This is a genomic window from Vibrio sp. CyArs1 (assembly GCF_022432925.1).
GTDB lineage: Bacteria > Pseudomonadota > Gammaproteobacteria > Enterobacterales > Vibrionaceae > Vibrio > Vibrio mediterranei.
Map to the genome: position 1 here is coordinate 64743 of NZ_JAKRBO010000013.1, position 21535 is coordinate 86277.

Consider the following 21535-nt stretch of genomic DNA (forward strand, 5'->3'; position numbering starts at 1 on the left):
TGATAACTCATTATGAGAACGCTTAAACACTACGAGAGACAATCAAACGATCACAGCTGGGGCTCTTTATCACTAAGATAAGCCACTGACTGCACTTACTCTCATCTCACTTGAAAGTTTAAAACGAAAGTAGTTACAGAAACGGTCAACAAACTTTATGTTCATTGTGGCAAAATGAGTCAAATAAATGATTCATTACCAAGTCTTATCTTCCACTGAAAACATACAAATACGATACCTAAGCCAACTTAGAGTATCAACTCTAAATATGTCTTTTTCGAAAATTCGACACTTTGTACTCTTAATAACAATCATTGATAAAGTGCAAATAATGTAACTTATTACGTAATTTAATTACATAAAATGGCAACCATTGTTTCTTACATAGTTATAGCGAAAGTAGGAACATTGCTAGGTACACCTCGTTATCATTAAGATGTCTAGATAACGACCGCACACCTCTTCAATTTGACAGTGTGAAATTGACACTGTGAAGCGCAGGATTTGATTGAAAGATTTTGTGAAAATTAAACTGTGTTTTTTTACACACTAACCTAGGCATTTAGAGTAATTTAACAAAAAAGACACCCAAAATGGTGTCTTTCACTAGCCGTTCTCTTTTATGCAGAATAGTTTGAAAACTAAAGTAATTCTGAAACCACATCCGCCAATTGAAGAAATGAGTCACGTCGAGATGAACTTGGTCGCCAAACTAAACCAATATCACGATAAGCTTGCTGCCCCGGAGGCTCAACGACAATAAGGTTTTGATTCTCCAATAGACCATGCTCGATCGCCATCTGAGGAATAAATGTAGTCCCCAATCCATTAGCAACCATTTGAACTAAAGTATGTAAGCTTGTTGCGCTAAATGGATTGATTTTCTCTTTCTCAGTCAGCTTGCACGCAGAAACCGCATGCTCTGTTAAACAGTGTTCATTTTCTAACAAGAAAACCGATTCATCCGGTAGATCATCATATTTGATAGGGACACGAATTCTGTCCGCTTGATTACGGCTGATGACCATCTTGAACGGGTCATGTCCAACAATGCAGCTGTCCATATTGCCGATGTCCATCGGGAGCGCCAAAATGAGAACGTCCAGTTCACCATGTCTCAGCGCGGCGAGTAAGTTCGCGGTAGTATCTTCTCTGAGTAAAAGATTAAGCTGAGGGTAACGCGCGTTCACTTCCTGAACTAAATCACACAGTAAAAATGGCGCTATTGTAGGGATACAACCAAGCTTCAACTGCCCTTGCATCGCATCACCTTGACACAAGTTGCCTAACTCAATCAGGTCTTGTCCCTTTGCTAGGAGCTCCCGTCCTTGTGAAACCACCATTTCACCGGCTTGAGTAAAGACCAACGGACTTTTCTTATCTTTCTTTTCATAGAGAGGACAGCCTATCAGTTCTTCTAGGTTCTGAATCCCCTTGCTTAACGTAGACTGACTGACGAAACAGCGCTCTGCGGCTTCACTAAAGTGTCGCGTCTCATGCAGAGTAACCAAGTAATGAAGCTGCTTTAAACTGGGCCATTTATTCATGGTAACTGCCTGTTTTTGGACCAATATCAAAAAAGGAATCGGCATTACTGCTTCATCGCTTTTTTCGATGGAATTAATCTATTAATTTCGCTTTTTTCAATACTACAATGTGTACTATAGTTTGTCTCGCACAAACACGGACCAAACCAAAAATGGTTTGAATTAAACTCTATTTAGGAGCAAAAAAATGGTACTAGTTGGTCGTCAAGCCCCAGACTTTACTGCAGCAGCTGTTCTAGGTAACGGTGATATCGTTGAGAACTTTAACTTTGCTGAGTTCACTAAAGGTAAAAAAGCAGTTGTATTCTTCTACCCACTAGACTTCACTTTCGTTTGCCCATCTGAACTGATCGCATTCGACAACCGTCTTGCTGATTTCCAAGCTAAAGGTTGTGAAGTTATCGGTGTTTCTATCGATTCTCAGTTCTCTCACAACGCATGGCGTAACACTGCTATCGAAGATGGCGGTATTGGTCAAGTTAAGTACCCTCTAGTTGCAGACGTTAAACACGAAATCTGCCAAGCGTACGACGTAGAGCACCCAGAAGCAGGCGTTGCTTTCCGTGGTTCTTTCCTAATCGACGAAGACGGTCTTGTACGTCACCAAGTAGTTAACGACCTACCTCTAGGCCGTAACATCGACGAAATGCTACGTATGGTTGACGCTCTAAACTTCCACCAGAAGCACGGCGAAGTATGTCCTGCACAATGGGAAGAAGGTAAAGCTGGTATGGACGCGTCTCCAAAAGGTGTTGCTGCGTTCCTATCTGAGCACGCAGACGACCTGTCTAAATAATTCGATACCTTCACCCTGCGCTCAATCAGGGTTGATGGTTGGATAAATATAAAGCGAAAAACGCAGCCAATCATTGAAGAAGAAACGAGTTAGCCAAAAAATTAAAGCCCGAGTCACGACTCGGGCTTTTTCTATTTTCAGAGTTCAAAAGCAGAGATATATTGATACCCAGTATAGTTACTGAGAGACCTTATGAACTACCAACTTGAAGTCTGTATCGACAATATCGAGTCCCTGCCACTGGCTATTGCAGGTGGTGCTACGCGGATTGAGCTATGCTCATCTTTGGCGTTAGGGGGACTAACCCCGAACGCAGGCCTCATTAAACAAGCTGTCCAATCTTCTTCTATTCCTATCTATGTCATGATACGTCCTAGACAAGGTGATTTCCTATATGATTGTGACGATGTTGAAATCATGGCAGAAGACGTGCGCACCGCCGCTAAATATGGTGCTCAAGGCATCGTTTTAGGTCTACTTGATAAAGATGGCAACATCGATATGCCTCGTTCTATCCGCTTAGTAAAACTGGCTCATGAGTTACAGCTGGGCGTCACCTTCCATCGAGCGTTCGACCAATGCAAGCATCCCGAACAGGCTTTGGAGGATGTAATCGCATTAGGGTGTGAGCGAATACTCACATCCGGACTGGCCTCAAATGCACTAGACGGTAGCGATGTGCTCGCCAAGCTGTCTGCTTTGGCAAATGGACGCATAGAATTGATGGCCGGAGCTGGAGTCAATGCTGATAATATCGCTAAGATCATCGCCACCAGTCACGTTACGGAGGTCCACCTTTCAGGCAAATCAACTAGAAAAAGCAAGATGCATTTCATTGCTGACGATGCCAAAATGGGCAGTGATGATGTGGATGACTTTGCCATTCCTGTGACAAGCAGTGATAAAATTCGAGCGGTAGCGAAAGTGCTAAACTCATTATAAAGCTTGTGCTTTTAACCAAAGTTCCATAGAAGAAGCCGACTGTTTTGAGGCTTCTTTCAATCTCGCACCACTTTCTCCTAGGGATTTATGAAAACGTCAGCGAATTTATTTCAAAAGCTCGATTTGAACCTACTCAGAACGTTTCGAGTTCTGTTGCAAGAGCGCAATGCCCGTAAAACCGCCGAGCGCTTATTTGTAACTCAGCCTGCAATCAGTCAAGCTCTGCAAAAGCTGCGATTTCACTTGGATGACGAACTCTTCGTCAAAGTACAGGGCGGGCTAGAGCCAACACCATTTGCTCTTCAAGTAGAGGAAAAGATTGCCCCTTATTTAGATGGACTCGAAGCCTCTTTAGAACAGCTTTCCGACTTTTCGCCAAATGAGCTTGAAGGAACAATAAAAATTGCTTTGGCGCCGATAGTATTATCTTGTTTGGCGGGCTCTCTGTTTATAGAACTTAGAAAGCAAGCACCAAACCTAAACTTAGAACTCACCAGTTGGACCCAGCAAACCCCAGAGCAACTTCGTAATGGTGATGTGTTCCTCGGGATGCACTATGACTTAGAAAGTATCTCGAAAGAGATCGCTAGAGACAAGTTAGCCGACATGGAAGCTCGAGTTTATGTACGCCAAGACCATCCCCTCAAGAGCAATATCATAACTCCTCATGAGGCTGCCAATTACGAGATTGCATCTCTCATTTCTCCAGGATGGAATGACAACTTTAGTTTTGCCGCTCAAATACTGGAACAACACGGATATGAGGCAAACGTCGGCTTTCGTTCTGAGGTCGTATTAGCAATTATTGATGTGGTATCGTCAACAGATATGCTTTTGCCTCATTCAAACTTGTTACCAAGTAAACACAGTAAGCAGCTTAGAGCCTTAAAAGTAGAACTTAACGATCAGCCTTATACCAAAGGTTTATATGCCTACGTTCATAATAAAAATCGCCACTCACCAAAAGCTCAGTGGATAGAAGGGATCCTACGCGAGAAAATACAGCAACATATTAATAATCAGGACTAATGATAGCTATAAGCGTCACTTCTTAGCCTTACGGTATGACGGCAGCTAACATCAGCGCACTTTTACTGTTCTATAAAGGTGCTTGATGAAAAAGCTATTGTTACCTCTAATCGCTACTCTTTCCTTTACAACATCAGCTCAAACGTTCCACGTATCACCTGACGTCAAAATCGGTATATACAATGGTGCTGGTATTCAGTTAGGTGTAGCAGACACACTAGGTATGGATGCTGTATTTTTTAGCTATGGACGCAAGACCTATAACACTAACCGTTACGACGAACGTATTGACTCATATCGCCTAGGTTTACAACACATGTTTGGACACCAGCAGGACCATGGCCTACAAGCTGAATTTGGTCTTGCCGACTATTACGGTCGTGATAGTCGTGATAGTGAATCGAGCAGTCGCAGCTCTCTAGGATTAAGCATTGGAGCAAGTTACGTTTACATGCTCAATTCAAGCTTTGGTTTAAAGACAGGCTTCGATTATGACGTATTTAACTCACAAGACACCTATATCCCTGTAGGCTCGAATATGACTTTGAACTTCGGTGTCATTGGGCGTTTCTAAACTGGCCAACTAAAGAATGTCGTTAATGGCTTTCTCGTCCAGATGACGAACATCTTTACCCTTCACGAAGTAAATGATGTATTCACAAATATTCTGGCAACGATCACCTACTCGCTCAATGGCTCGAGCTGACCACATGACCTGAAGAATGTTAGGAATGTTCTTCGGGTCTTCCATCATATATGTCATCAACTGACGAACCACGGCTTCATACTCTGCATCCAGTTTGTCATCTAATTTATAGACTTCGGCAGCAGCATCGACATCCATACGAGCAAATGCATCAAGCACTTGATGCAACATAGTGATGGCTTGTCGGCATAGCGGCTCTAAAGAGACATGAAATTTCTGTTGTTTCGTTGATGGTTGCTCTATAGCCACGCGAGCAATTCGAGTCGCTACATCGCCGATACGTTCAAGATCCGTTATCGTTTTGATGATTGCCATCACTAAGCGGAGATCTTTAGCCGTAGGCTGGCGTTTAGCAATAATTCGCGTACATGCCTCGTCGATGGATACTTCCATCGCATTCACTTTGTGATCGTCCCTTACCACTTTTTTGGCCAACTCAAGGTCGTCTTTGTGCAACGCCTGCATCGCAAAGGATAGCTGCTGCTCGACCAGCCCTCCCATTGTTAACACGTGAGTGCGTATCGACTCTAATTCGGCATTAAATTGACCAGAGATATGACGACCAAAGTGCATGTCCAACAACTTCCTTAATTAACCGTAGCGACCGGTAATATAGTCTTCGGTTTGTTTTTCAATCGGTGAGGTAAATATAGTATCAGTATCCGCATACTCTACCAATTTTCCGAGGTGAATAAAGGCAGTGTGATCACTAACTCGCGCTGCCTGCTGCATATTATGCGTTACGATCACAACCGTATACTTGGATTTAAGATCATTAATGAGCTCTTCGATGGTCAATGTTGAAATAGGATCAAGCGCCGACGTTGGCTCATCCAGCAGCAATACTTCGGGCTCGATAGCAATGGCTCGAGCAATCACCAATCGCTGTTGTTGTCCACCTGAAAGCCCAAATGCATTCTCGTGTAATCTGTCTTTCACTTCATCCCAGAGCGCTGCTGAGCGCAATGCTCGCTCTACCGCATCATCGAGATTACGGCTGTTCTTAATTCCTTGAAGCCGCAATCCATACACTACATTCTCATATATAGACTTTGGAAATGGATTCGGACGCTGAAACACCATCCCAACTCGTCTTCGCAAAGTAGCGACGTCCACATCCGGATGATAAACATTACCTCCATGTAATTTCACTTTGCCTGTCACCGTGCAACCTTCAATTAGATCATTCATTCGGTTGATACAGCGAAGCAGAGTCGATTTACCACAGCCAGACGGTCCGATAAATGCGGTCACTTGCCCTTTTGGAATCCGCATAGATACGTCGTCTAGAGCTTGTTTATCGCGATAAAACAGATTCAAGTTTTCTATCGCAATGGCGGTTTGCTCATCACTTAGATTGTTAACATCTAAAGGCGTGGGATAGCCCAACGTTTGATTGATAGAAAACATGATTAATCTTGTCCTAATGTTCGATATTTTTCGCGCAGGTTATTTCGTATGGCGATTGCTGTTAAGTTTAGCCCAACGACCACCGTTACCAACAAGAAAGAGGTGGCATAGACTAACGGTCGTGCGGCTTCAATATTCGAGGTTTGAAAGCCCACGTCATAGATATGAAAACCAAGGTGCATAAATTTACGCTCTAGATGCAAAAAGGGAAACTGCGAATCAATAGGCAAGCTTGATGCTAGTTTTACCACCCCAACCAACATTAGAGGCGCAACCTCTCCCGCGGCTCTCGCGACTGCAAGGATCAGCCCAGTAATGATTGCAGGGCTCGCCATAGGCAATACAATACGCCAAAGCGTTTCGGATTGCGTTGCTCCTAAAGCTAGTGACCCATGTCTGGCGGACACCGGAATTCTATTCAGCCCTTCCTCTGTTGCAACGATCACTACTGGCAATGTAAGAATCGCAAGAGTTAATGCCGACCACAATAGCCCCGGAGTACCAAACGTTGGTGCAGGTAATCGCTCAGCATAGAACAGCGAATCAATTGAGCCACCAATGGTATAGACGAAAAAGCCTAAACCAAACACACCGTATACAATGGAAGGTACCCCCGCTAGGTTAATCACCCCTACCCGTATCATTCGTGTGAGAGCATTATTTTCAGCATATTCATGTAGATAAACCGCAACTAGCACCCCTAACGGCATCACCATTATCGACATAATGATAACCAACAGAACAGTGCCGAAAATGGCTGGGAACACCCCGCCTTCAGAATTTGACTCTCGTGGATCATCAGAGAGGAACTTCCAGACTTGTCCACTCCAATGTACTAACTTATCGGCAAAAGACATGTTGTTCGGATACCAGAAATCAAGGATCCGATTTAACCCAATCTCAACTTTCTCACCACGCATATCTTCAACAATGAGCGTTTTGCTGCTCAGCTCGTTACGCAATGCATCCAGCTCCCCTTCACTTTGGTTTAGCTGCTGGTGAATAATACTGACTTGTTGCTCATAACGGTGAGTAAGCTCCTCTGACAGCTCTCCATTAAGTGAGTCTCGGCGCTGCTTTAGCCGTAATGCTTCCAATTGATGATTCAAGCCACGTATTTTACGCTGAATCGTGTCATCTATTTGCTCTCGAGTCAGTTTCACCTGCTGAATTTCGAGCTTCAGCAGAGTGTTAAGATCCGTAGTAATTGCGCCATCGGGCGTCTTTAGAGCGATAATTTTCCCAAAGAAGTCACCACCACGTGTTCTCTCTAAAACGACAAGATCGGCAGGTGTCGTTTGCAACTTAAGTTGTGGTGAGAGCAAAGAAACAAAATCGACACCATATAAGTCTCGATTCGCGACTTTAATACTCAGACGCTCTACTTTCCCCGCAGCCAGCACCTCAGTCGGTAACAACTTATCGGCATCAGGAATGTTATGGGTAGGAACCCAAGTCTTTGAGTAAATCTGCCCAATTAAAGCTTTGCTGTTGTCATCTTGCCATTGATAAAGCGGAGCGGGCCAAAAATAAGTGAGCCCTTTCCAGCCAATCAATAGCAAAAGACCGAGGACGGAAATTAAGCTGATGCTAACGGCACCACCTGTTAGCCAAACCCAAGGTGCGCCAGATTTGAGCCACTTAAACATGGTAAGGCTCCTTCCACATTCTACAGCGCACTGTATTTCTCCCGCAGTCTTTGTCTAACCCACTCAGCCAGTGAATTCACAACAAAAGTAAAACTAAACAAAATCAATGCGATTAAAAACAACAAACGATAGTGGCTGCTTCCAACCTCAGATTCAGGGAGCTCCACAGCCATGGTGGCAGAAAGTGTTCTCATGCCCTCAAAAATATTCCAATCCAATATTGGTGTGTTGCCCGTCGCCATCAAAACGATCATTGTTTCGCCTACTGCTCGACCCAATCCCATCATTACTGCCGAGAAAATCCCCGGACTTGCGGTGAGTAGCACAACGTACACTAAGGTTTGCCACTGAGTTGCTCCTAGTGCTAATGAACCGTCGGAAAGATGCTTCGGCACAGAAAAGATCGCGTCTTCAGCAATCGTAAAGATGGTAGGAATCACAGCAAATCCCATTGCAAAGCCCACAACTAGAGCATTTCTTTGGTCAAAATCAATGCCATGTTGAGCAAGAAAAACTCGCGCATCACCATTAAAAAACAACACCTCCATGTCAGTGGAGTACGTCATGGCAAGGTACATCGCAACAATGATGACAGGAATTAGCGTAAACGGATGTAATCCACTGGGTAGTTTACTGGTGTATTGACGTGGCAAGATGTACCAAACAACACCAGCCAATAGACAAATTGTTGGTAGAGTCAGTAGAAGCAGAAGTACCGCTGGTAAATGCGTTTCTACTATCGGCGCAAACCAAAGACCGGCGAGAAAACCAATGATAACGGTAGGCAACGCCTCCATCAGTTCGATGGTTGGCTTAACGACTTTACGCATACTAGATGACATAAAATACGCCGTATAGATCGCGCCCAGCACCGCAATCGGTACCGCAAACAGCATAGCGAACATCGCAGCTTTAATAGTACCAAAGGCAATAGGCACAAGGCTGTACTTACCTTCAAACTCATCAGAAGCAGCAGTAGTTTGCCAAACGAATTCAGGCTCTGGGTAACTCTCATACCACACTTTGCCAAACAGTGCCGACAACGAAATTTCTGGATGCGGATTATCAATATGCCCTAAGTAGCTCGTACCGCCGGACAATACCAATGCATACTGATTGTTATAAGAAAGCGCAGAGACGCTTACCAAGCTCTTACTCGGCAGGCTACTGGTGAATACAACGCGTTCACTAGTGGTGTAATTACTTTGTAGGCTTCCATCTGCTAGGACGGTTATGAACCCTTTCGTTAAATTTTCTGGAAGTAAAGCTGTTAAAGGTGCGTCAAAATTAAAGGAACGAATAGCAGTTAAGTGCCTAGCGTCTTGTTTCACCACATCAAACCACTGCCAAACTTGCTGATTATCATACTCCACCAGTAAGGAATGAGCGCCAGACAACAATTTGAGTCCAGTGACTTTGGCCTTATTCACTGCAGTTAAGTCCACCAGCTCACGAACCACGAGATGCTCGGCCCCTCTGTTGATCACAGCAAGTTCACTACCACTTCGCACATAAACCGTTTGCGCATCTGGAGTTAACAATATTTCATCGGCAGAGTCTAAAGGTGCAAGAGTAGAGAGAGTCTGCACTGTTTTCGAATCGGAAGAATCCGGCGCATCTGAACTCGTTGGCTGCCAAGTCAAATGGACTAAGCCACGACTATCTACCATAGCAAAGGCTATTCCACGAGCATTGCTGGTTGCTGTTACCAATGATATGACGCTGCCATGAGTGGGTATCCAATCAGCACGACTTGGCAATTCAAGTTCTAGATCACTTTGTCCTTTTTCTGATTGCCATTTAAATTTAGGCTGAACTAAGGCGAGTCTCTGATCAGAATCAACAATGAGTAACTGGTCATTATTAACCGTCTTAAGCATTGAGGTACTAATAGGAAGTTGACGTGTTGTTTGTTGACCTGAGACTAAAGATTGCTCAACCACCACGCCATCCGTTGTCACAAAAGCAGCTCGAGTGCCGTGGTCGTCGATCGCGCTATAGACGATAGGTTTATCTATACTTAACTCAACCCCTTGTGACCATGATACCTTGGCATCAGAGAACAGTGGGAACGTCACATAAGCCAAATAGACAAAGATAAAGATCAAACTCGCCAATACACTCAAACCGCCAAAAGACACGATCCAGCGAACCAAACGGTCCTTTATCAGTCTTTTACGATCTTTGGTTTGTAACGAAAAATTGGCTGTTGCCATAATCTACATTTGTCTCTTTGGTGACGGTTAGAATCTTACGAGATATTACCCGTTAAGGGTTCTGGGACGAGTTACTAGAATGCATGACGTGCCCCAATATTTTATGTCGTTTAGATGACAGTTATATTACATGCCATCTAACGTGCTGAAAATAATGAAATGTGTCAAGTCGCACGCTATTTGAAATAAAAATGTCATATAAAATCAATAAGGTTCACGATTAGATTAGTCTTATATGTCACTCATTGACAACAATGAGTCCAGAATGTTGGTGGTTAGGTAAATGAGCGCGGAAAAACTCTATATCGAAAAAGAACTTAGTTGGCTCTCTTTTAACGAGCGAGTGCTGCAAGAAGCCGCAGACAAGACCGTCCCACTGATTGAACGCATCCGCTTTTTAGGGATTTTCTCCAACAACCTCGATGAGTTTTACAAAGTTCGTTTCTCTGACGTAAAACGTCGCATCCTCATTAACCAAGAAAGTGGTATTAACGACAACTCCAAGCATCTACTGGGTAAGATGCAAAGTAAGGCACTCAAGCTTAATTTGCGATTTGATGAACTCTACAACGAGCTGATTTTAGAGATGGCTCGTCGTCGAATCTTCCTAGTTAATGAAACTCAGCTAAGTGACACGCAACAAAAGTGGGTAAAGAAATACTTTAGAAATGAAGTGTTGCCTCACTTAACACCTTTTATGCTTGGAGAAGACATCAACGTACTGCAGTTTCTCAAGGATGAGTACGCCTATATCGTTGTCGATATGCAAAAAGAGCAGAGTTCTCAGTATGCGATCTTAGAGATCCCTACTGATCACTTACCCCGTTTTGTCATGGTTCCTGAACAAAAAGGTAAACGCCGTAAAACCATCATTCTGCTCGACAACATCATTCGTTATTGTCTTGACGATATATTCCGCGGGTTCTTTGATTACGATGAGCTTAATGGCTATGCGATGAAAATGACGAGGGATGCGGAGTACGACTTGAGTCTCGAAGTAGAACACAGCCTGCTCGAACAAATGTCTGAGAGTGTCAATCAACGTCTGACCGCCATGCCCGTACGCTTTGTTTACGAGCGTGATATGCCCGAAGAAATGCTAAATACCTTGTGCAGCAAACTAGGCATTTCTAACTACGATAGCCTAATTCCCGGTGGTCGCTACCATAACTTTAAAGACTTTATCGGCTTTCCAAATGTTGGACGTGAATACCTGGAAAACAAACCACTACCTCCAATGCGTTGTGCCGATTTCGATGGCTACGACAACCAGTTTGAGGCCATACGCGCTCAAGATATTTTGCTCCATTTCCCCTATCACACCTTCGATCATATTACTGAGTTAGTGCGTCAAGCCTCGTTTGACCCTAAGGTCATTGGTATCAAAATAAATGTATACCGAGTGGCTAAAGACTCCCGTTTGATGAACTCGTTGATTGACGCCGTACACAACGGGAAAAATGTCACAGTAGTGGTTGAGCTACAGGCTCGGTTTGACGAAGAAGCCAACATTGAATGGTCTAGAGTGCTCACCGAAAACGGGGTACAAGTGATCTTTGGTGCTCCGGGGTTAAAAATACACGCTAAGTTACTGCTGATAAGTCGCCGAGAAGAGGGCGAGATTACCCGCTACGCTCACATTGGCACTGGGAACTTTCATGAGAAGAATGCTCGTATCTATACCGACTTTTCTTTGCTAACTGCCGATCAAGAGATCGCGAATGAAGTTCGTAACGTTTTCGGCTATATCGAAAACCCTTATCGCCCAGTGAAGTTTAACTATCTCATCGTCTCCCCACGTAACTCGCGTAAACAACTCTACCGACTCATTGATACTGAAATCGCCAATGCTAAGGCGGGCAAGAAAGGTAAACTCACTTTAAAAATTAACAATTTAGTCGATAAGGGGCTGATCAACAAGCTCTACGGCGCGAGCAATGCAGGGGTTAAAATCCAAATGATTATCCGCGGCATGTGCTCTCTAGTTCCCGGTGTTGAAGGAGTGAGCGATAACATAAAAATTATCAGCATTGTTGATCGCTTCTTAGAACACCCTCGCGTCATCATTGCGCATAACAATGGCGATCCTCAAGTCTATATTTCATCTGCCGACTGGATGACTCGCAACATAGACCATCGTATTGAAGTCGCCACTCCAGTGCGTGACACTCGTTTAAAACAGCGAATTATCGACATTATTAACCTTCACTTTACTGATACCATGAAGGCACGTTGGATAGACAAAGAAATGAGCAACAGCTACGTACCGCGCGGTAACCGCAAGAAAGTACGCTCACAAATGGCTATTTACGACTATCTTAAAAAGGTAGAGAAACAAACAAGAAAAACCAAAGAGCAACTGATCAATAATGAGCCAGACCAAGGACAGTAGTATAAAAAATGTCGCCGCTATCGATTTAGGTTCGAACAGCTTTCATATGGTTGTCGCTAAGGTAGTGGATCAAGATCTACAGTTAGTAAGTCGCCATAAACAGCGAGTGAGATTAGCCTCCGGGTTGGACGCTCAACAGAATCTCGACAACGCTGCGATTGAACGAGGATTAGAATGCCTTGCCATGTTTGCAGAACGCCTACAAGGCTTTGAGCCAGAAAACGTTCGTATTGCCGCAACCCACACGCTGCGTATCGCCAATAATACCCATATCTTTTTGCAACGCGCTCGCGACATTCTTCCCTTTCCTATTGAAGTCATCCCTGGTGAAGAAGAAGCACGCCTAATCTATACCGGCGTTGCGCACACTCAAACCGAGTCAAATTCAAAACTGGTGATTGATATTGGTGGTGGTAGTACCGAGCTCATCATAGGTAAGGCTTTCGAACCTGTGTTACTAAATAGCACTCAGATGGGCTGCGTGAGTTATACCACTAAGTTTTTTGCTAACGGAAAACTCTCCGCTAAAAATTTCTCCAAAGCTATTTTATCTGCTCAGCAAAGACTCGAAGCATTGTCGGTTCGATATAAAAAGAAAGGTTGGGAAGTTGCATTAGGCTCCTCTGGAACGATTAAGGCAATAAGGGAAGTCTTAATCGGTTTAGGACATGAAGATGGTTTAGTCACCCATAAACGTTTGTATAAACTTATCGATATCTTATGTGAATTTAACACTCTTGATGACATCAACTTAGCTGGACTAACGGACGAAAGGAAGCCAGTATTTGCCGCAGGCGTGGCGATATTAACTGCGCTCTTTGAAAGTTTGAAAATTCGTGAAATGCACTTTTCAGCTGGCGCTCTTCGTGAAGGTTTGCTCTATGAAATGGAGGAGCGTTTCCAACGCTCTGATATCCGTATGCGAACCACTGAAAATTTAGCCGCCAAACATTTTGTCGATCTTGAACATGCCGCCAAAGTTCGCGGCCAGGCAGTCGAGTTTTTAAATCAAACTCATGAGCAGCTCAATCTTAAAAAGAAAAGTGATTTGTTTAGTTTGCTCGAGTGGAGTGCTCTACTTCACGAGGTTGGACTCAGTATCAGTTATCAAGCCTTCCATAAGCATTCAAGTTACATACTCACGCACACCAATATGCCAGGTTTTAACAGTGAACAGCAACGCATTTTAGCGACACTGGCTCGCTATCAAAGAAAATCACTCAAGTTACAAGAGCTCCCTGAGTTTAGCCTGTTTAAGAGAAAACATATTCTCGGTTTAATACGAATCCTACGACTCGCCATTATCGTTAATGGGCAGCGCAATGATGAGTTATTACCTCTAAAGCTGACTATTGTCGACGACATTTGGACTGTGAGTTGTGAGCAAGTAGATTGGTTAGAACAAAACCGGCTTCTCGCCGCTGATTTACAAACGGAGCAAAACTACTGGCAAGCGGTAGGGTGGCAACTTGAATTCAATTAACTGTCGCAGCTACATTTGCGGTTCGCCAATGAAGGTTAGTCGATAAAGCTCAATCCAACTTTGGCTAGCTCTTGTTCTGCAAATTCTCGACTTAACGGTACATAGCCATCTTTCACCACTATTCGCTGACCTTCTCGAGAATAGATATAGCGAATATAGGCTTCCTCTATGGGATCAAGTTTTCGTTGTGGGTCTTTATTGACGTAGACATACAAGAACCGAGACAGTGGGTAGTGACCTGACTGTACATTGTCTTGAGTTGGTAAGATGTAATCCTCACCTAGTTTCGCGATGGGCACCAACTTCGCCCCCGATACTTGATAGCCAATGCCAGAGTAACCAATGGTATTCACGGATGACGCTACTGATTGCACCACAGATGCTGAGCCAGGTTGCTCATTCACATTGCGTTTGAAGTCGCCTCCACAAAGTGCATTGTTCTTGAAATAACCATAGGTCCCCGATACCGAGTTACGACCGAACATCTGAATAGCACGTTGACTCCAAGGTGCTTTAACGCCTAGCTGCTCCCACTTACTAATGTAGTGGTTGCTTCCACAGCGTAATGTTGAGGAAAAAATACTGTCTATTTGCTGGAAATTCAAACCTTTGATGGGGTTGTCGGTATGAACAAATATCCCAATAGCATCAATCGCAACTCGAAGTTCGGTCGGTTTGTAACCATAATGCCGTTCAAAAGATTCCACCTCTTTTAAACGCATCTTCCTGCTCATAGGTCCGAATTGTGCCGTACCTTCGGCCAGAGCAGGAGGCGCCGTCGACGAACCTGAAGCTTGAATTTGGGCATTAACATTAGGATAAATGTTCTTAAACTCTTCAAGCCATAAGGTGGTCATCCCCGATAAAGTATCTGAACCTACTGAGGATAAGTTGCCTGCAACCCCAGGTTGCTTCGTATATTTAGGCAACTCTGAAGCCAGCGTAGAGAAGGATATCACACCAAAAATCAATACTGACCAACTTAACCTTCCGCTCATCGCCATTAGTTCACTACCAAACGTTCAGGAAGAATGAATGAGAATTTACTACCAACGCCCACTTCCGAGTGAATTTCCAGATGAGAATCATGGTGAGATAGCGCATGTTTTACGATAGCTAGCCCTAACCCACTTCCGCCAGTATCACGAGAGCGTGCCTTATCGACACGATAAAAACGCTCAGTTAGTCGGTGCAAATGCTGGGGCTCAATACCATCCCCAGTATCTTCCACATCTAAACATGCACCTTGAGCAGATTGATACCAGCGTACTTTTACGTTTGCACCCGGTGGCGTATATTTAATCGCGTTGTAAACCAGATTAGAAATAGCACTTCTTAACTGATCATCATCGCCAAATACTCTCAGGCTATTATCGACATCAAACTCAACCTTGTGCCCATCCTCACCACTTAGGCTAACTGCCTCTTTTTCGAGAACTTCGAGCATAGCAGGCACATTGACGACTTCGTCTAACTCATGCATTGGCGCAGCTTCAATTTTGGAGAGCGTGAGTAACTGATTCACAAGGCTGTTCATTCGATTAAGCTGTTCGGTCATTACACCGTGAGCTTTAGTCCACATAGGACCGACAACCATGTCTGGATCTTCTGTCATCTCAAGGTAACCCTGAAGAACAGTCATTGGTGTACGTAGTTCATGAGAAACGTTAGCAAAGAAATTGCGACGCATACCTTCTAATTGCTTAAGTTGGCTGACGTCACGCACGACCATCAAATGCTCACCTTCGGTATACGGTACAATTCGAAGCTCCAGCATTCTTTCCACATTCAAAGGCGAACGCATTTCTAAAGGTTCAGAGAAATCCTGCTTATTTAGATACTTAATGAAATCTGGGGTGCGAATCAGATTAGAAATCGGCTGTCCTGAATCATCAGGCCAGCGAAAGCCAAGAAGGTGCTGTGCGAGTTTGTTACACCACACGATATTACCTTCACTACGAAACACCACAACCGCATCGGGAAGCGATTCCGCACCGTTTTTAAAACGGCGAATTAGGTTGGTCAACTCTTTTCGTTTACGTCTTTGGCGCTGTTGAAGTCGATAGATGCCATTAAATAACGACTCCCAGTTGCCTGTGCCTGATGGCGGCGTCAGACGCTTTTCATCCCACAACCATGCAGACAAACGCAGCTGATTATGTAGGTGCCATATCAACTGCAAAACCGTGGCAACGAGCAGTAACCACGGCATGTATCCAAATATCCACCCAACAACAATCCATGGGGTGTAAAAAAAAGCCAGCTCCCAGGCCAGCTTTTTCCAGGTTAACCTTTCAACCATCTATCTCTCCAGTTCGATGCTAGCCTTTGGTAGAGAAACGGTAGCCAGCGCCTCGAACGGTCTGAATCAACTTATCATGTCCTGCGGACTCTAATGCCTTACGCAAACGACGAATGTGCACATCCACCGTGCGGTCTTCAACATAAACGTTAGTACCCCAAACGTTATTAAGCAGTTGTTCGCGGCTGTATACGCGCTCTTGATGCGTCATAAAGAAATGCAGCATTTTAAATTCCGTTGGTCCCATATCTAGCGGTGCATCATTCGCAGTAACACGATGCGATACTGGGTCCAGCTTCAGCCCTTGAACATCGATAACATCTTCCAACGCAGTTGGTGTGACACGGCGAATAACTGCTTTTAGTCGAGCAACCAATTCCTTTGGAGAGAAAGGTTTAGTGATATAGTCATCAGCCCCGACTTCTAAGCCGCGCACTTTATCTTCTTCTTCACCACGAGCCGTCAACATCACTACTGGAATGTTTCGAGTAAGCTCTTCACGCTTCATGTGCTTTATGAAATTGATACCTGAACCACCAGGCAACATCCAATCTAGCAGAACAAGGTCTGGGTAAGGTTCAGCCAGTTTGTTTACTGCGGTATCGTAATCTTCTGCTTCAACAGCTTGGTAGCCTTTCTGCTCTAACACGAAACACAGCATTTCACGAATTGGTGCTTCATCCTCAACAACCAGGATTCTTCTAGACATATCTGAATAACCTTATGGAATCTAATCAACTGCATGCATTATCAAGAATTATTATGACACTTTTGTGACCATTGAAAACAATTTTTAATATAACTTTCGCACAATCTGGGTTGTCATATTGAAGATTTAAGCTAGGACAATTGTTTGAAAATTGCCTATCATGTGCAGCTATCTATTCTAAAGGTGAGAGTAATATGTGGTTTAAAAACTGTTTGGTCTATCGATTCAACAAGGATCTTGAATTTAACGCCGATAAACTCGAGCAGCAGCTTGAAGAGTTTCGTTTTACACCTTGTGGTAGTCAAGATAAGCAAAAATTTGGTTGGGTGACAGCGCTTGGTAAACATGGCGACATGATGACCCACGTTTCTGAAAACCGCATTTTGCTTTGTGCAAAGAAAGAAGAAAAAATGCTGCCAGCGTCTGTGATCAAAGAGTCACTAAACAGCAAAGTAGAAGCGTTGGAAACGCAAGAAGGTCGACCACTTAAGAAAAAAGAAAAAGATGACCTTAAAGATGAAATCATCATTGATTTGCTTCCACGAGCTTTCAGCCGTAGCAACCTCACTCATCTGCTTATCCTTCCAAAAGAAGGCTTCATCATTGTAGATGCAAGTAGCTTTAAGAAATCAGAAGATGTCATCGCCCTCTTGAGAAAAACAATGGGAAGCCTGCCTGTTGTTCCTGCCTTCCCAGAGCAGCCTATTGAAAATACATTAACCGAATGGGTGAAAGGCGGTGAAGTACCTACAGGCTTCAATCTTCTAGATGAGGCTGAGCTTAAGTCAGTGCTAGAAGACGGTGGTGTTATCCGTTGTAAGAAACAAGAACTGTCAAGCGATGAGATTCTTGGTCATATTGAGGCAAACAAGTTTGTAACTAAACTCGCGCTGAACTGGCAAGAGCGTATTGAATTTATTCTGGCTGATGATGGCAGTATTAAACGCCTTAAATTCAGCGATGAACTGAAAGATGAGAATGACGACATTCCAAGAGAAGATGCTGCGGCTCGAATGGATGCCGACTTCTCATTGCTTTGCGGTGAGTTTAGCGCATTCCTACCAAATCTTTATGACGCCTTAGGCGGCTTACCAAAGCAATAGCCATTACTTATCTGAGCTCGCGTTCTGCGAGCTCAATACAAAACTTGGAAACCTCTCGATATTAGCGTAAAATTTGCGCCCCTTAGTGCCATTAGGTGGCACAACACTGACTTGAAATCAGATTAGAGATATAAAGCAATGTTTACTCCAGAACTTCTGTCACCTGCTGGCAGCCTTAAGAACATGCGTTATGCATTCGCCTACGGTGCGGACGCGGTTTACGCGGGTCAACCTCGTTACAGCCTTCGTGTGCGTAACAACGAATTCAACCACGAAAACCTTCAGATAGGTATCAATGAAGCGCACGCCCTAGGTAAAAAGCTTTATGTGGTTTGTAACATTCAACCGCATAACTCGAAGCTAAAAACCTTCATCCGTGATCTAAAACCTGTTGTTGAAATGGGTCCAGACGCACTGATCATGTCTGACCCAGGTCTTATCATGATGGTTCGTGAAGCATTCCCTGAAATGCCGATTCATCTATCAGTACAGGCAAACGCCGTAAACTGGGCGACTGTTAAGTTCTGGGCAGCTAATGGTGTTGAGCGCGTTATCGTGTCTCGTGAGTTATCGTTAGAAGAGATTAAGGAAATCCGTGAACATTGCCCTGAAACTGAGCTAGAAGTATTCGTACATGGCGCACTTTGCATGGCTTATTCAGGTCGCTGTCTACTATCCGGCTATATCAACAAACGCGATCCAAACCAGGGTACATGCACCAATGCATGCCGCTGGGAATACAAAGTTGAAAAAGCGACTGAAAACGACGCAGGTCAAATTGTCGAAGAATTTGTTCCTGAAGCACAAGCAGTTGAAGTCGTTGATGAGCGTCCAGAGACCACTATTGGTCGTGGTAAACCAACGGATGAAGTCGTACTACTTTCTGAAAGCCATCGTCCAGAAGATAAAATGGCGGCATTTGAAGATGAGCATGGTACGTACATCATGAACTCCAAAGATCTTCGTGCGGTGCAGCATGTTGAGCGTTTGACTAAGATGGGTGTCCACTCACTTAAGATTGAAGGTCGTACTAAATCTTTCTACTACTGTGCTCGTACTGCTCAAGTTTACCGTAAAGCTATTGATGACGCTGTTGCTGGCAAACCGTTTGATGAGTCACTATTAGGCACGCTAGAAAGCCTAGCTCACCGCGGTTATACAGAAGGCTTCCTACGTCGTCATACTCATGACAGCTATCAAAACTATGACTACGGTTATTCCGTTTCCGATTCTCAGCAATTTGTAGGTGAGTTTACCGGTAAACGTCGCGGTCACTTGGCTGAAGTTGAAGTGAAAAACAAATTTGTGGTTGGCGATAGCCTTGAGTTAATGACACCAAAAGGCAATGTGGTATTCAGCCTAGAAGTGATGGAAAATCGTAAGTCAGAAAGCATCGACGACGCTAAAGGTAACGGTCACTTCGTCTTCATTCCAGTACCAGAGGAGTTGGATCTGGACTACGCACTACTTATGCGTAACCTAAATTCAGGACAAGATACACGTAACCCAACTGGTAAGTAACCATGGCACTATTAATCACTGACAAGTGCATCAACTGTGATATGTGTGACCCTGAATGTCCTAATGGGGCAATTAGTATGGGCAGCGAGATCTTTGAGATCGATCCCCATTTATGCACAGAGTGCAAAGGGCACTACGACAAACCAACTTGTCAGTCCGTCTGCCCAATCACAAAATGCATCATCACCGATCCAAACCATGTGGAAACCGATGATGAGCTACTTGAGAAGTTTGTGATTATTCAAGGTATGGCCTAGTCAGCAAAAAGCCTCCAAGTGGAGGCTTTTTTATTACCCAGACTTTTCGATTGGAAAAACATTGCAGTAAAGCTCTTTCTCATACTGCATCTCCAGTTTTTTGCGCCAGTTTTCTGCAGAGTTGATAGGAATTAAATAGAACTTCTCTCTGCTGGTGTCGGTCACAAAGGCAATACCGTGCTGCATCAACTCATAGTGAATATCATTGATGAAACCGAGTGTGAAACTTTGCCTACCGGATAGTTGATTAATGTCCTCTCTAGTTAGAATCACTCCATCTTTTTCTGAAGCGAATCTCTCCCTAAGCCATCGGGCAAACTGCCTTGATGAGATCATAGTCATAACAGTCTTCCTTACCCAAAACTTAATGGGGAAATCCCCAAAAATACAGTAGATAAGCCTTAACTCAATAACAATAACACCAAGAAACAAAAAGACTAATCTACCGAAGTATTGATAACCATAGTCAACATACTTCGACTTCTCCAGTCCCAATTGTGAGAGTCACCTTATTCAAGTACTAACCGTAATGCTGTCCATTATCGTAGTAATTTGCAGGCTCAAGCGCACTAAAGATTACCGCCACATCAACCTCTTTCCCAAGGGCTGAGCGTACTTGAGTCGTAATAACTGTGGCCACTGAATTTTTGACTTCCTGTCCCCGATCAAACCAAAGAACTTCAATAAATGGGTAAGCATGAGTGACCTTATTATCAAAGTAAAAAGTGGAAGCAATATGCTCAACAGTGAAGTCCTCTTTGGGGCAGTCCATTAACGGTTGCAGTTCATCAACTAGTGGACTCGAAAGAGTTTTAACAAGCTCAGGTTCAATCGCTCTAAATCGTAAATGAGGCATAATTATATCCATGTATTTGATAACGATTACGAGTATATCAGTGAACAATGAGATTAGAGAATTTAGGAAAGGAAAAACGAAAAAGGCTCTGACCTAAGTCAGAGCCTTTGAATATGGCAGGGGTGGAGAGATTTGACCGGGCTGGCGACCCAGCTCCCAACACATCGCTTTGAAAAAGCGAAAACAAAAAAGGCTCCGACCTAAGTCAGAGCCTTTGAATATGGCAGGGGTGGAGAGATTTGACCGGGCTGGCGACCCAGCTCCCAACACATCGCTTTGAAAAAGCGAAAACAAAAAAGGCTCCGACCTAAGTCAGAGCCTTTGAATATGGCAGGGGTGGAGAGATTTGACCGGGCTGGCGACCCAGCTCCCAACACATCGCTTTGAAAAAGCGAAAACAAAAAAGGCTCCGACCTAAGTCAGAGCCTTTGAATATGGCAGGGGTGGAGAGATTCGAACTCCCAACACGCGGATTTGGAATCCGCTGCTCTGCCAATTGGAGCTACACCCCTATCTTCGTGTTTATTGAGACGACTCTCAAATAAGTGGCGGAGTGGACGGGACTCGAACCCGCGACCCCCGGCGTGACAGGCCGGTATTCTAACCAACTGAACTAC

Annotated in this window: 19 protein-coding genes and 1 tRNA gene; 9 read left to right on the forward strand and 11 right to left on the reverse strand. The window is 44.1% G+C overall.

The genetic code is table 11. The annotated features are described in order from the left end of the window. Positions 1-641: 641 nt before the first annotated feature. Positions 642-1547, reverse strand: coding sequence for a hydrogen peroxide-inducible genes activator (locus MMA19_RS24075; RefSeq protein WP_006074795.1), 906 nt, complete (start codon positions 1545-1547; stop codon positions 642-644). A 187-nt stretch (positions 1548-1734) separates the two neighbouring features. On the opposite strand from MMA19_RS24075, the gene MMA19_RS24080 reads away from it, so the two are divergent. From MMA19_RS24080 to MMA19_RS24095, 4 genes are all read left to right on the forward strand, one after another. Further along, positions 1735-2343, forward strand: a complete 609-nt coding sequence (locus MMA19_RS24080; RefSeq protein WP_006074794.1) for a peroxiredoxin C — start codon at positions 1735-1737, stop codon at positions 2341-2343. A 192-nt stretch (positions 2344-2535) separates the two neighbouring features. After that, positions 2536-3285, forward strand: a complete 750-nt coding sequence (locus MMA19_RS24085) for a copper homeostasis protein CutC (protein WP_240207480.1) — start codon at positions 2536-2538, stop codon at positions 3283-3285. An 87-nt stretch (positions 3286-3372) separates the two neighbouring features. After that, entirely contained in the window at positions 3373-4314 is a 942-nt protein-coding gene (locus MMA19_RS24090; RefSeq protein WP_240207482.1) for a LysR family transcriptional regulator, read from the forward strand. Positions 4315-4399: 85 nt separating this feature from the next. After that, positions 4400-4888, forward strand: coding sequence for a DUF481 domain-containing protein (locus MMA19_RS24095; protein ID WP_038227977.1), 489 nt, complete (start codon positions 4400-4402; stop codon positions 4886-4888). Between the two features lie 9 nt (positions 4889-4897). Here MMA19_RS24095 and phoU read toward each other — a convergent pair whose 3' ends face one another. Genes phoU through MMA19_RS24115 form a run of 4 tightly spaced genes read right to left on the reverse strand, consistent with a single transcriptional unit; the run spans position 4898 to position 10295 of the window. Next, complete coding sequence (gene phoU, locus MMA19_RS24100; RefSeq protein WP_006074790.1) at positions 4898-5593, reverse strand: phosphate signaling complex protein PhoU; 696 nt, start codon at positions 5591-5593, stop codon at positions 4898-4900. Between the two features lie 18 nt (positions 5594-5611). After that, positions 5612-6430, reverse strand: a complete 819-nt coding sequence (pstB, locus tag MMA19_RS24105) for a phosphate ABC transporter ATP-binding protein PstB (RefSeq protein ID WP_240207483.1) — start codon at positions 6428-6430, stop codon at positions 5612-5614. A 2-nt stretch (positions 6431-6432) separates the two neighbouring features. Continuing rightward, positions 6433-8079 carry a phosphate ABC transporter permease PstA gene (gene pstA, locus MMA19_RS24110; RefSeq protein ID WP_240207485.1) on the reverse strand — a complete coding sequence of 549 codons (1647 nt, stop codon included), beginning with the start codon at positions 8077-8079 and terminating at the stop codon, positions 6433-6435. A 20-nt stretch (positions 8080-8099) separates the two neighbouring features. After that, positions 8100-10295 (reverse strand): ABC transporter permease subunit, encoded by a 2196-nt coding sequence (locus tag MMA19_RS24115; RefSeq protein WP_240207486.1) that lies wholly within the window; start codon positions 10293-10295, stop codon positions 8100-8102. Between the two features lie 283 nt (positions 10296-10578). On the opposite strand from MMA19_RS24115, the gene ppk1 reads away from it, so the two are divergent. Then, complete coding sequence (gene ppk1 / locus MMA19_RS24120) at positions 10579-12687, forward strand: polyphosphate kinase 1 (protein WP_240207488.1); 2109 nt, start codon at positions 10579-10581, stop codon at positions 12685-12687. Next, complete coding sequence (ppx, locus tag MMA19_RS24125) at positions 12665-14170, forward strand: exopolyphosphatase (RefSeq protein WP_240207489.1); 1506 nt, start codon at positions 12665-12667, stop codon at positions 14168-14170. Before ppk1 ends, ppx begins: the two co-directional genes overlap by 23 nt. A gap of 35 nt (positions 14171-14205) precedes the next feature. Here the strand turns inward: ppx and MMA19_RS24130 are convergent, their stop codons facing one another. From MMA19_RS24130 to phoB, 3 genes are read right to left on the reverse strand one after another with little or no spacing between them, the layout of a single operon-like run. Next, positions 14206-15168, reverse strand: a complete 963-nt coding sequence (locus MMA19_RS24130) for a phosphate ABC transporter substrate-binding protein PstS family protein (RefSeq protein ID WP_240207491.1) — start codon at positions 15166-15168, stop codon at positions 14206-14208. A 5-nt stretch (positions 15169-15173) separates the two neighbouring features. Next, positions 15174-16472: a phosphate regulon sensor histidine kinase PhoR gene (phoR, locus tag MMA19_RS24135; RefSeq protein ID WP_038227984.1), complete on the reverse strand. Its 1299-nt coding sequence runs from the start codon at positions 16470-16472 to the stop codon at positions 15174-15176. Between the two features lie 19 nt (positions 16473-16491). Continuing rightward, positions 16492-17181, reverse strand: coding sequence for a phosphate regulon transcriptional regulator PhoB (gene phoB, locus MMA19_RS24140; RefSeq protein WP_038227986.1), 690 nt, complete (start codon positions 17179-17181; stop codon positions 16492-16494). A gap of 194 nt (positions 17182-17375) precedes the next feature. Here phoB and rdgC point away from each other — a divergent pair, with 194 nt between their 5' ends. The 3 genes from rdgC to MMA19_RS24155 all read left to right on the forward strand — a co-directional run bounded on the left by rdgC (position 17376) and on the right by MMA19_RS24155 (position 20062). Next, positions 17376-18284, forward strand: coding sequence for a recombination-associated protein RdgC (gene rdgC / locus MMA19_RS24145; RefSeq protein ID WP_240207492.1), 909 nt, complete (start codon positions 17376-17378; stop codon positions 18282-18284). Positions 18285-18422: 138 nt separating this feature from the next. Continuing rightward, positions 18423-19805: a tRNA 5-hydroxyuridine modification protein YegQ gene (gene yegQ / locus MMA19_RS24150; RefSeq protein WP_240207494.1), complete on the forward strand. Its 1383-nt coding sequence runs from the start codon at positions 18423-18425 to the stop codon at positions 19803-19805. A gap of 2 nt (positions 19806-19807) precedes the next feature. Further along, a complete protein-coding gene (locus MMA19_RS24155; RefSeq protein WP_006074776.1) occupies positions 19808-20062 on the forward strand; it encodes a YfhL family 4Fe-4S dicluster ferredoxin in 255 nt (84 codons plus the stop codon). Positions 20063-20095: 33 nt separating this feature from the next. On the opposite strand, the gene MMA19_RS24160 is transcribed toward MMA19_RS24155, so the two are convergent. From MMA19_RS24160 to MMA19_RS24170, 3 genes are all read right to left on the reverse strand, one after another. Further along, positions 20096-20404, reverse strand: coding sequence for a hypothetical protein (locus tag MMA19_RS24160; protein WP_038223073.1), 309 nt, complete (start codon positions 20402-20404; stop codon positions 20096-20098). A 178-nt stretch (positions 20405-20582) separates the two neighbouring features. Then, entirely contained in the window at positions 20583-20918 is a 336-nt protein-coding gene (locus MMA19_RS24165) for a DUF1904 domain-containing protein (protein WP_006074774.1), read from the reverse strand. A 435-nt stretch (positions 20919-21353) separates the two neighbouring features. Beyond that, a tRNA-Trp gene (locus tag MMA19_RS24170) sits at positions 21354-21430 on the reverse strand. Positions 21431-21535: the final 105 nt, after the last annotated feature.

What these genes read in the sequence shown, in the direction of transcription:
- yegQ (WP_240207494.1), top strand. Translation starts at nt 18,423, where the DNA reads ATGTTTACTCCAGAACTTCTGTCACCTGCTGGCAGCCTTAAGAACATG.
- MMA19_RS24165 (WP_006074774.1), bottom strand. Translation starts at nt 20,918, where the DNA reads ATGCCTCATTTACGATTTAGAGCGATTGAACCTGAGCTTGTTAAAACT.
- MMA19_RS24130 (WP_240207491.1), bottom strand. Translation starts at nt 15,168, where the DNA reads ATGAGCGGAAGGTTAAGTTGGTCAGTATTGATTTTTGGTGTGATATCC.
- MMA19_RS24115 (WP_240207486.1), bottom strand. Translation starts at nt 10,295, where the DNA reads ATGGCAACAGCCAATTTTTCGTTACAAACCAAAGATCGTAAAAGACTG.
- MMA19_RS24085 (WP_240207480.1), top strand. Translation starts at nt 2,536, where the DNA reads ATGAACTACCAACTTGAAGTCTGTATCGACAATATCGAGTCCCTGCCA.
- MMA19_RS24095 (WP_038227977.1), top strand. Translation starts at nt 4,400, where the DNA reads ATGAAAAAGCTATTGTTACCTCTAATCGCTACTCTTTCCTTTACAACA.
- ppk1 (WP_240207488.1), top strand. Translation starts at nt 10,579, where the DNA reads ATGAGCGCGGAAAAACTCTATATCGAAAAAGAACTTAGTTGGCTCTCT.
- MMA19_RS24160 (WP_038223073.1), bottom strand. Translation starts at nt 20,404, where the DNA reads ATGACTATGATCTCATCAAGGCAGTTTGCCCGATGGCTTAGGGAGAGA.
- MMA19_RS24155 (WP_006074776.1), top strand. Translation starts at nt 19,808, where the DNA reads ATGGCACTATTAATCACTGACAAGTGCATCAACTGTGATATGTGTGAC.
- phoU (WP_006074790.1), bottom strand. Translation starts at nt 5,593, where the DNA reads ATGCACTTTGGTCGTCATATCTCTGGTCAATTTAATGCCGAATTAGAG.
- ppx (WP_240207489.1), top strand. Translation starts at nt 12,665, where the DNA reads ATGAGCCAGACCAAGGACAGTAGTATAAAAAATGTCGCCGCTATCGAT.
- phoR (WP_038227984.1), bottom strand. Translation starts at nt 16,472, where the DNA reads ATGGTTGAAAGGTTAACCTGGAAAAAGCTGGCCTGGGAGCTGGCTTTT.
- pstB (WP_240207483.1), bottom strand. Translation starts at nt 6,430, where the DNA reads ATGTTTTCTATCAATCAAACGTTGGGCTATCCCACGCCTTTAGATGTT.
- MMA19_RS24090 (WP_240207482.1), top strand. Translation starts at nt 3,373, where the DNA reads ATGAAAACGTCAGCGAATTTATTTCAAAAGCTCGATTTGAACCTACTC.
- rdgC (WP_240207492.1), top strand. Translation starts at nt 17,376, where the DNA reads ATGTGGTTTAAAAACTGTTTGGTCTATCGATTCAACAAGGATCTTGAA.
- pstA (WP_240207485.1), bottom strand. Translation starts at nt 8,079, where the DNA reads ATGTTTAAGTGGCTCAAATCTGGCGCACCTTGGGTTTGGCTAACAGGT.
- phoB (WP_038227986.1), bottom strand. Translation starts at nt 17,181, where the DNA reads ATGTCTAGAAGAATCCTGGTTGTTGAGGATGAAGCACCAATTCGTGAA.
- MMA19_RS24075 (WP_006074795.1), bottom strand. Translation starts at nt 1,547, where the DNA reads ATGAATAAATGGCCCAGTTTAAAGCAGCTTCATTACTTGGTTACTCTG.
- MMA19_RS24080 (WP_006074794.1), top strand. Translation starts at nt 1,735, where the DNA reads ATGGTACTAGTTGGTCGTCAAGCCCCAGACTTTACTGCAGCAGCTGTT.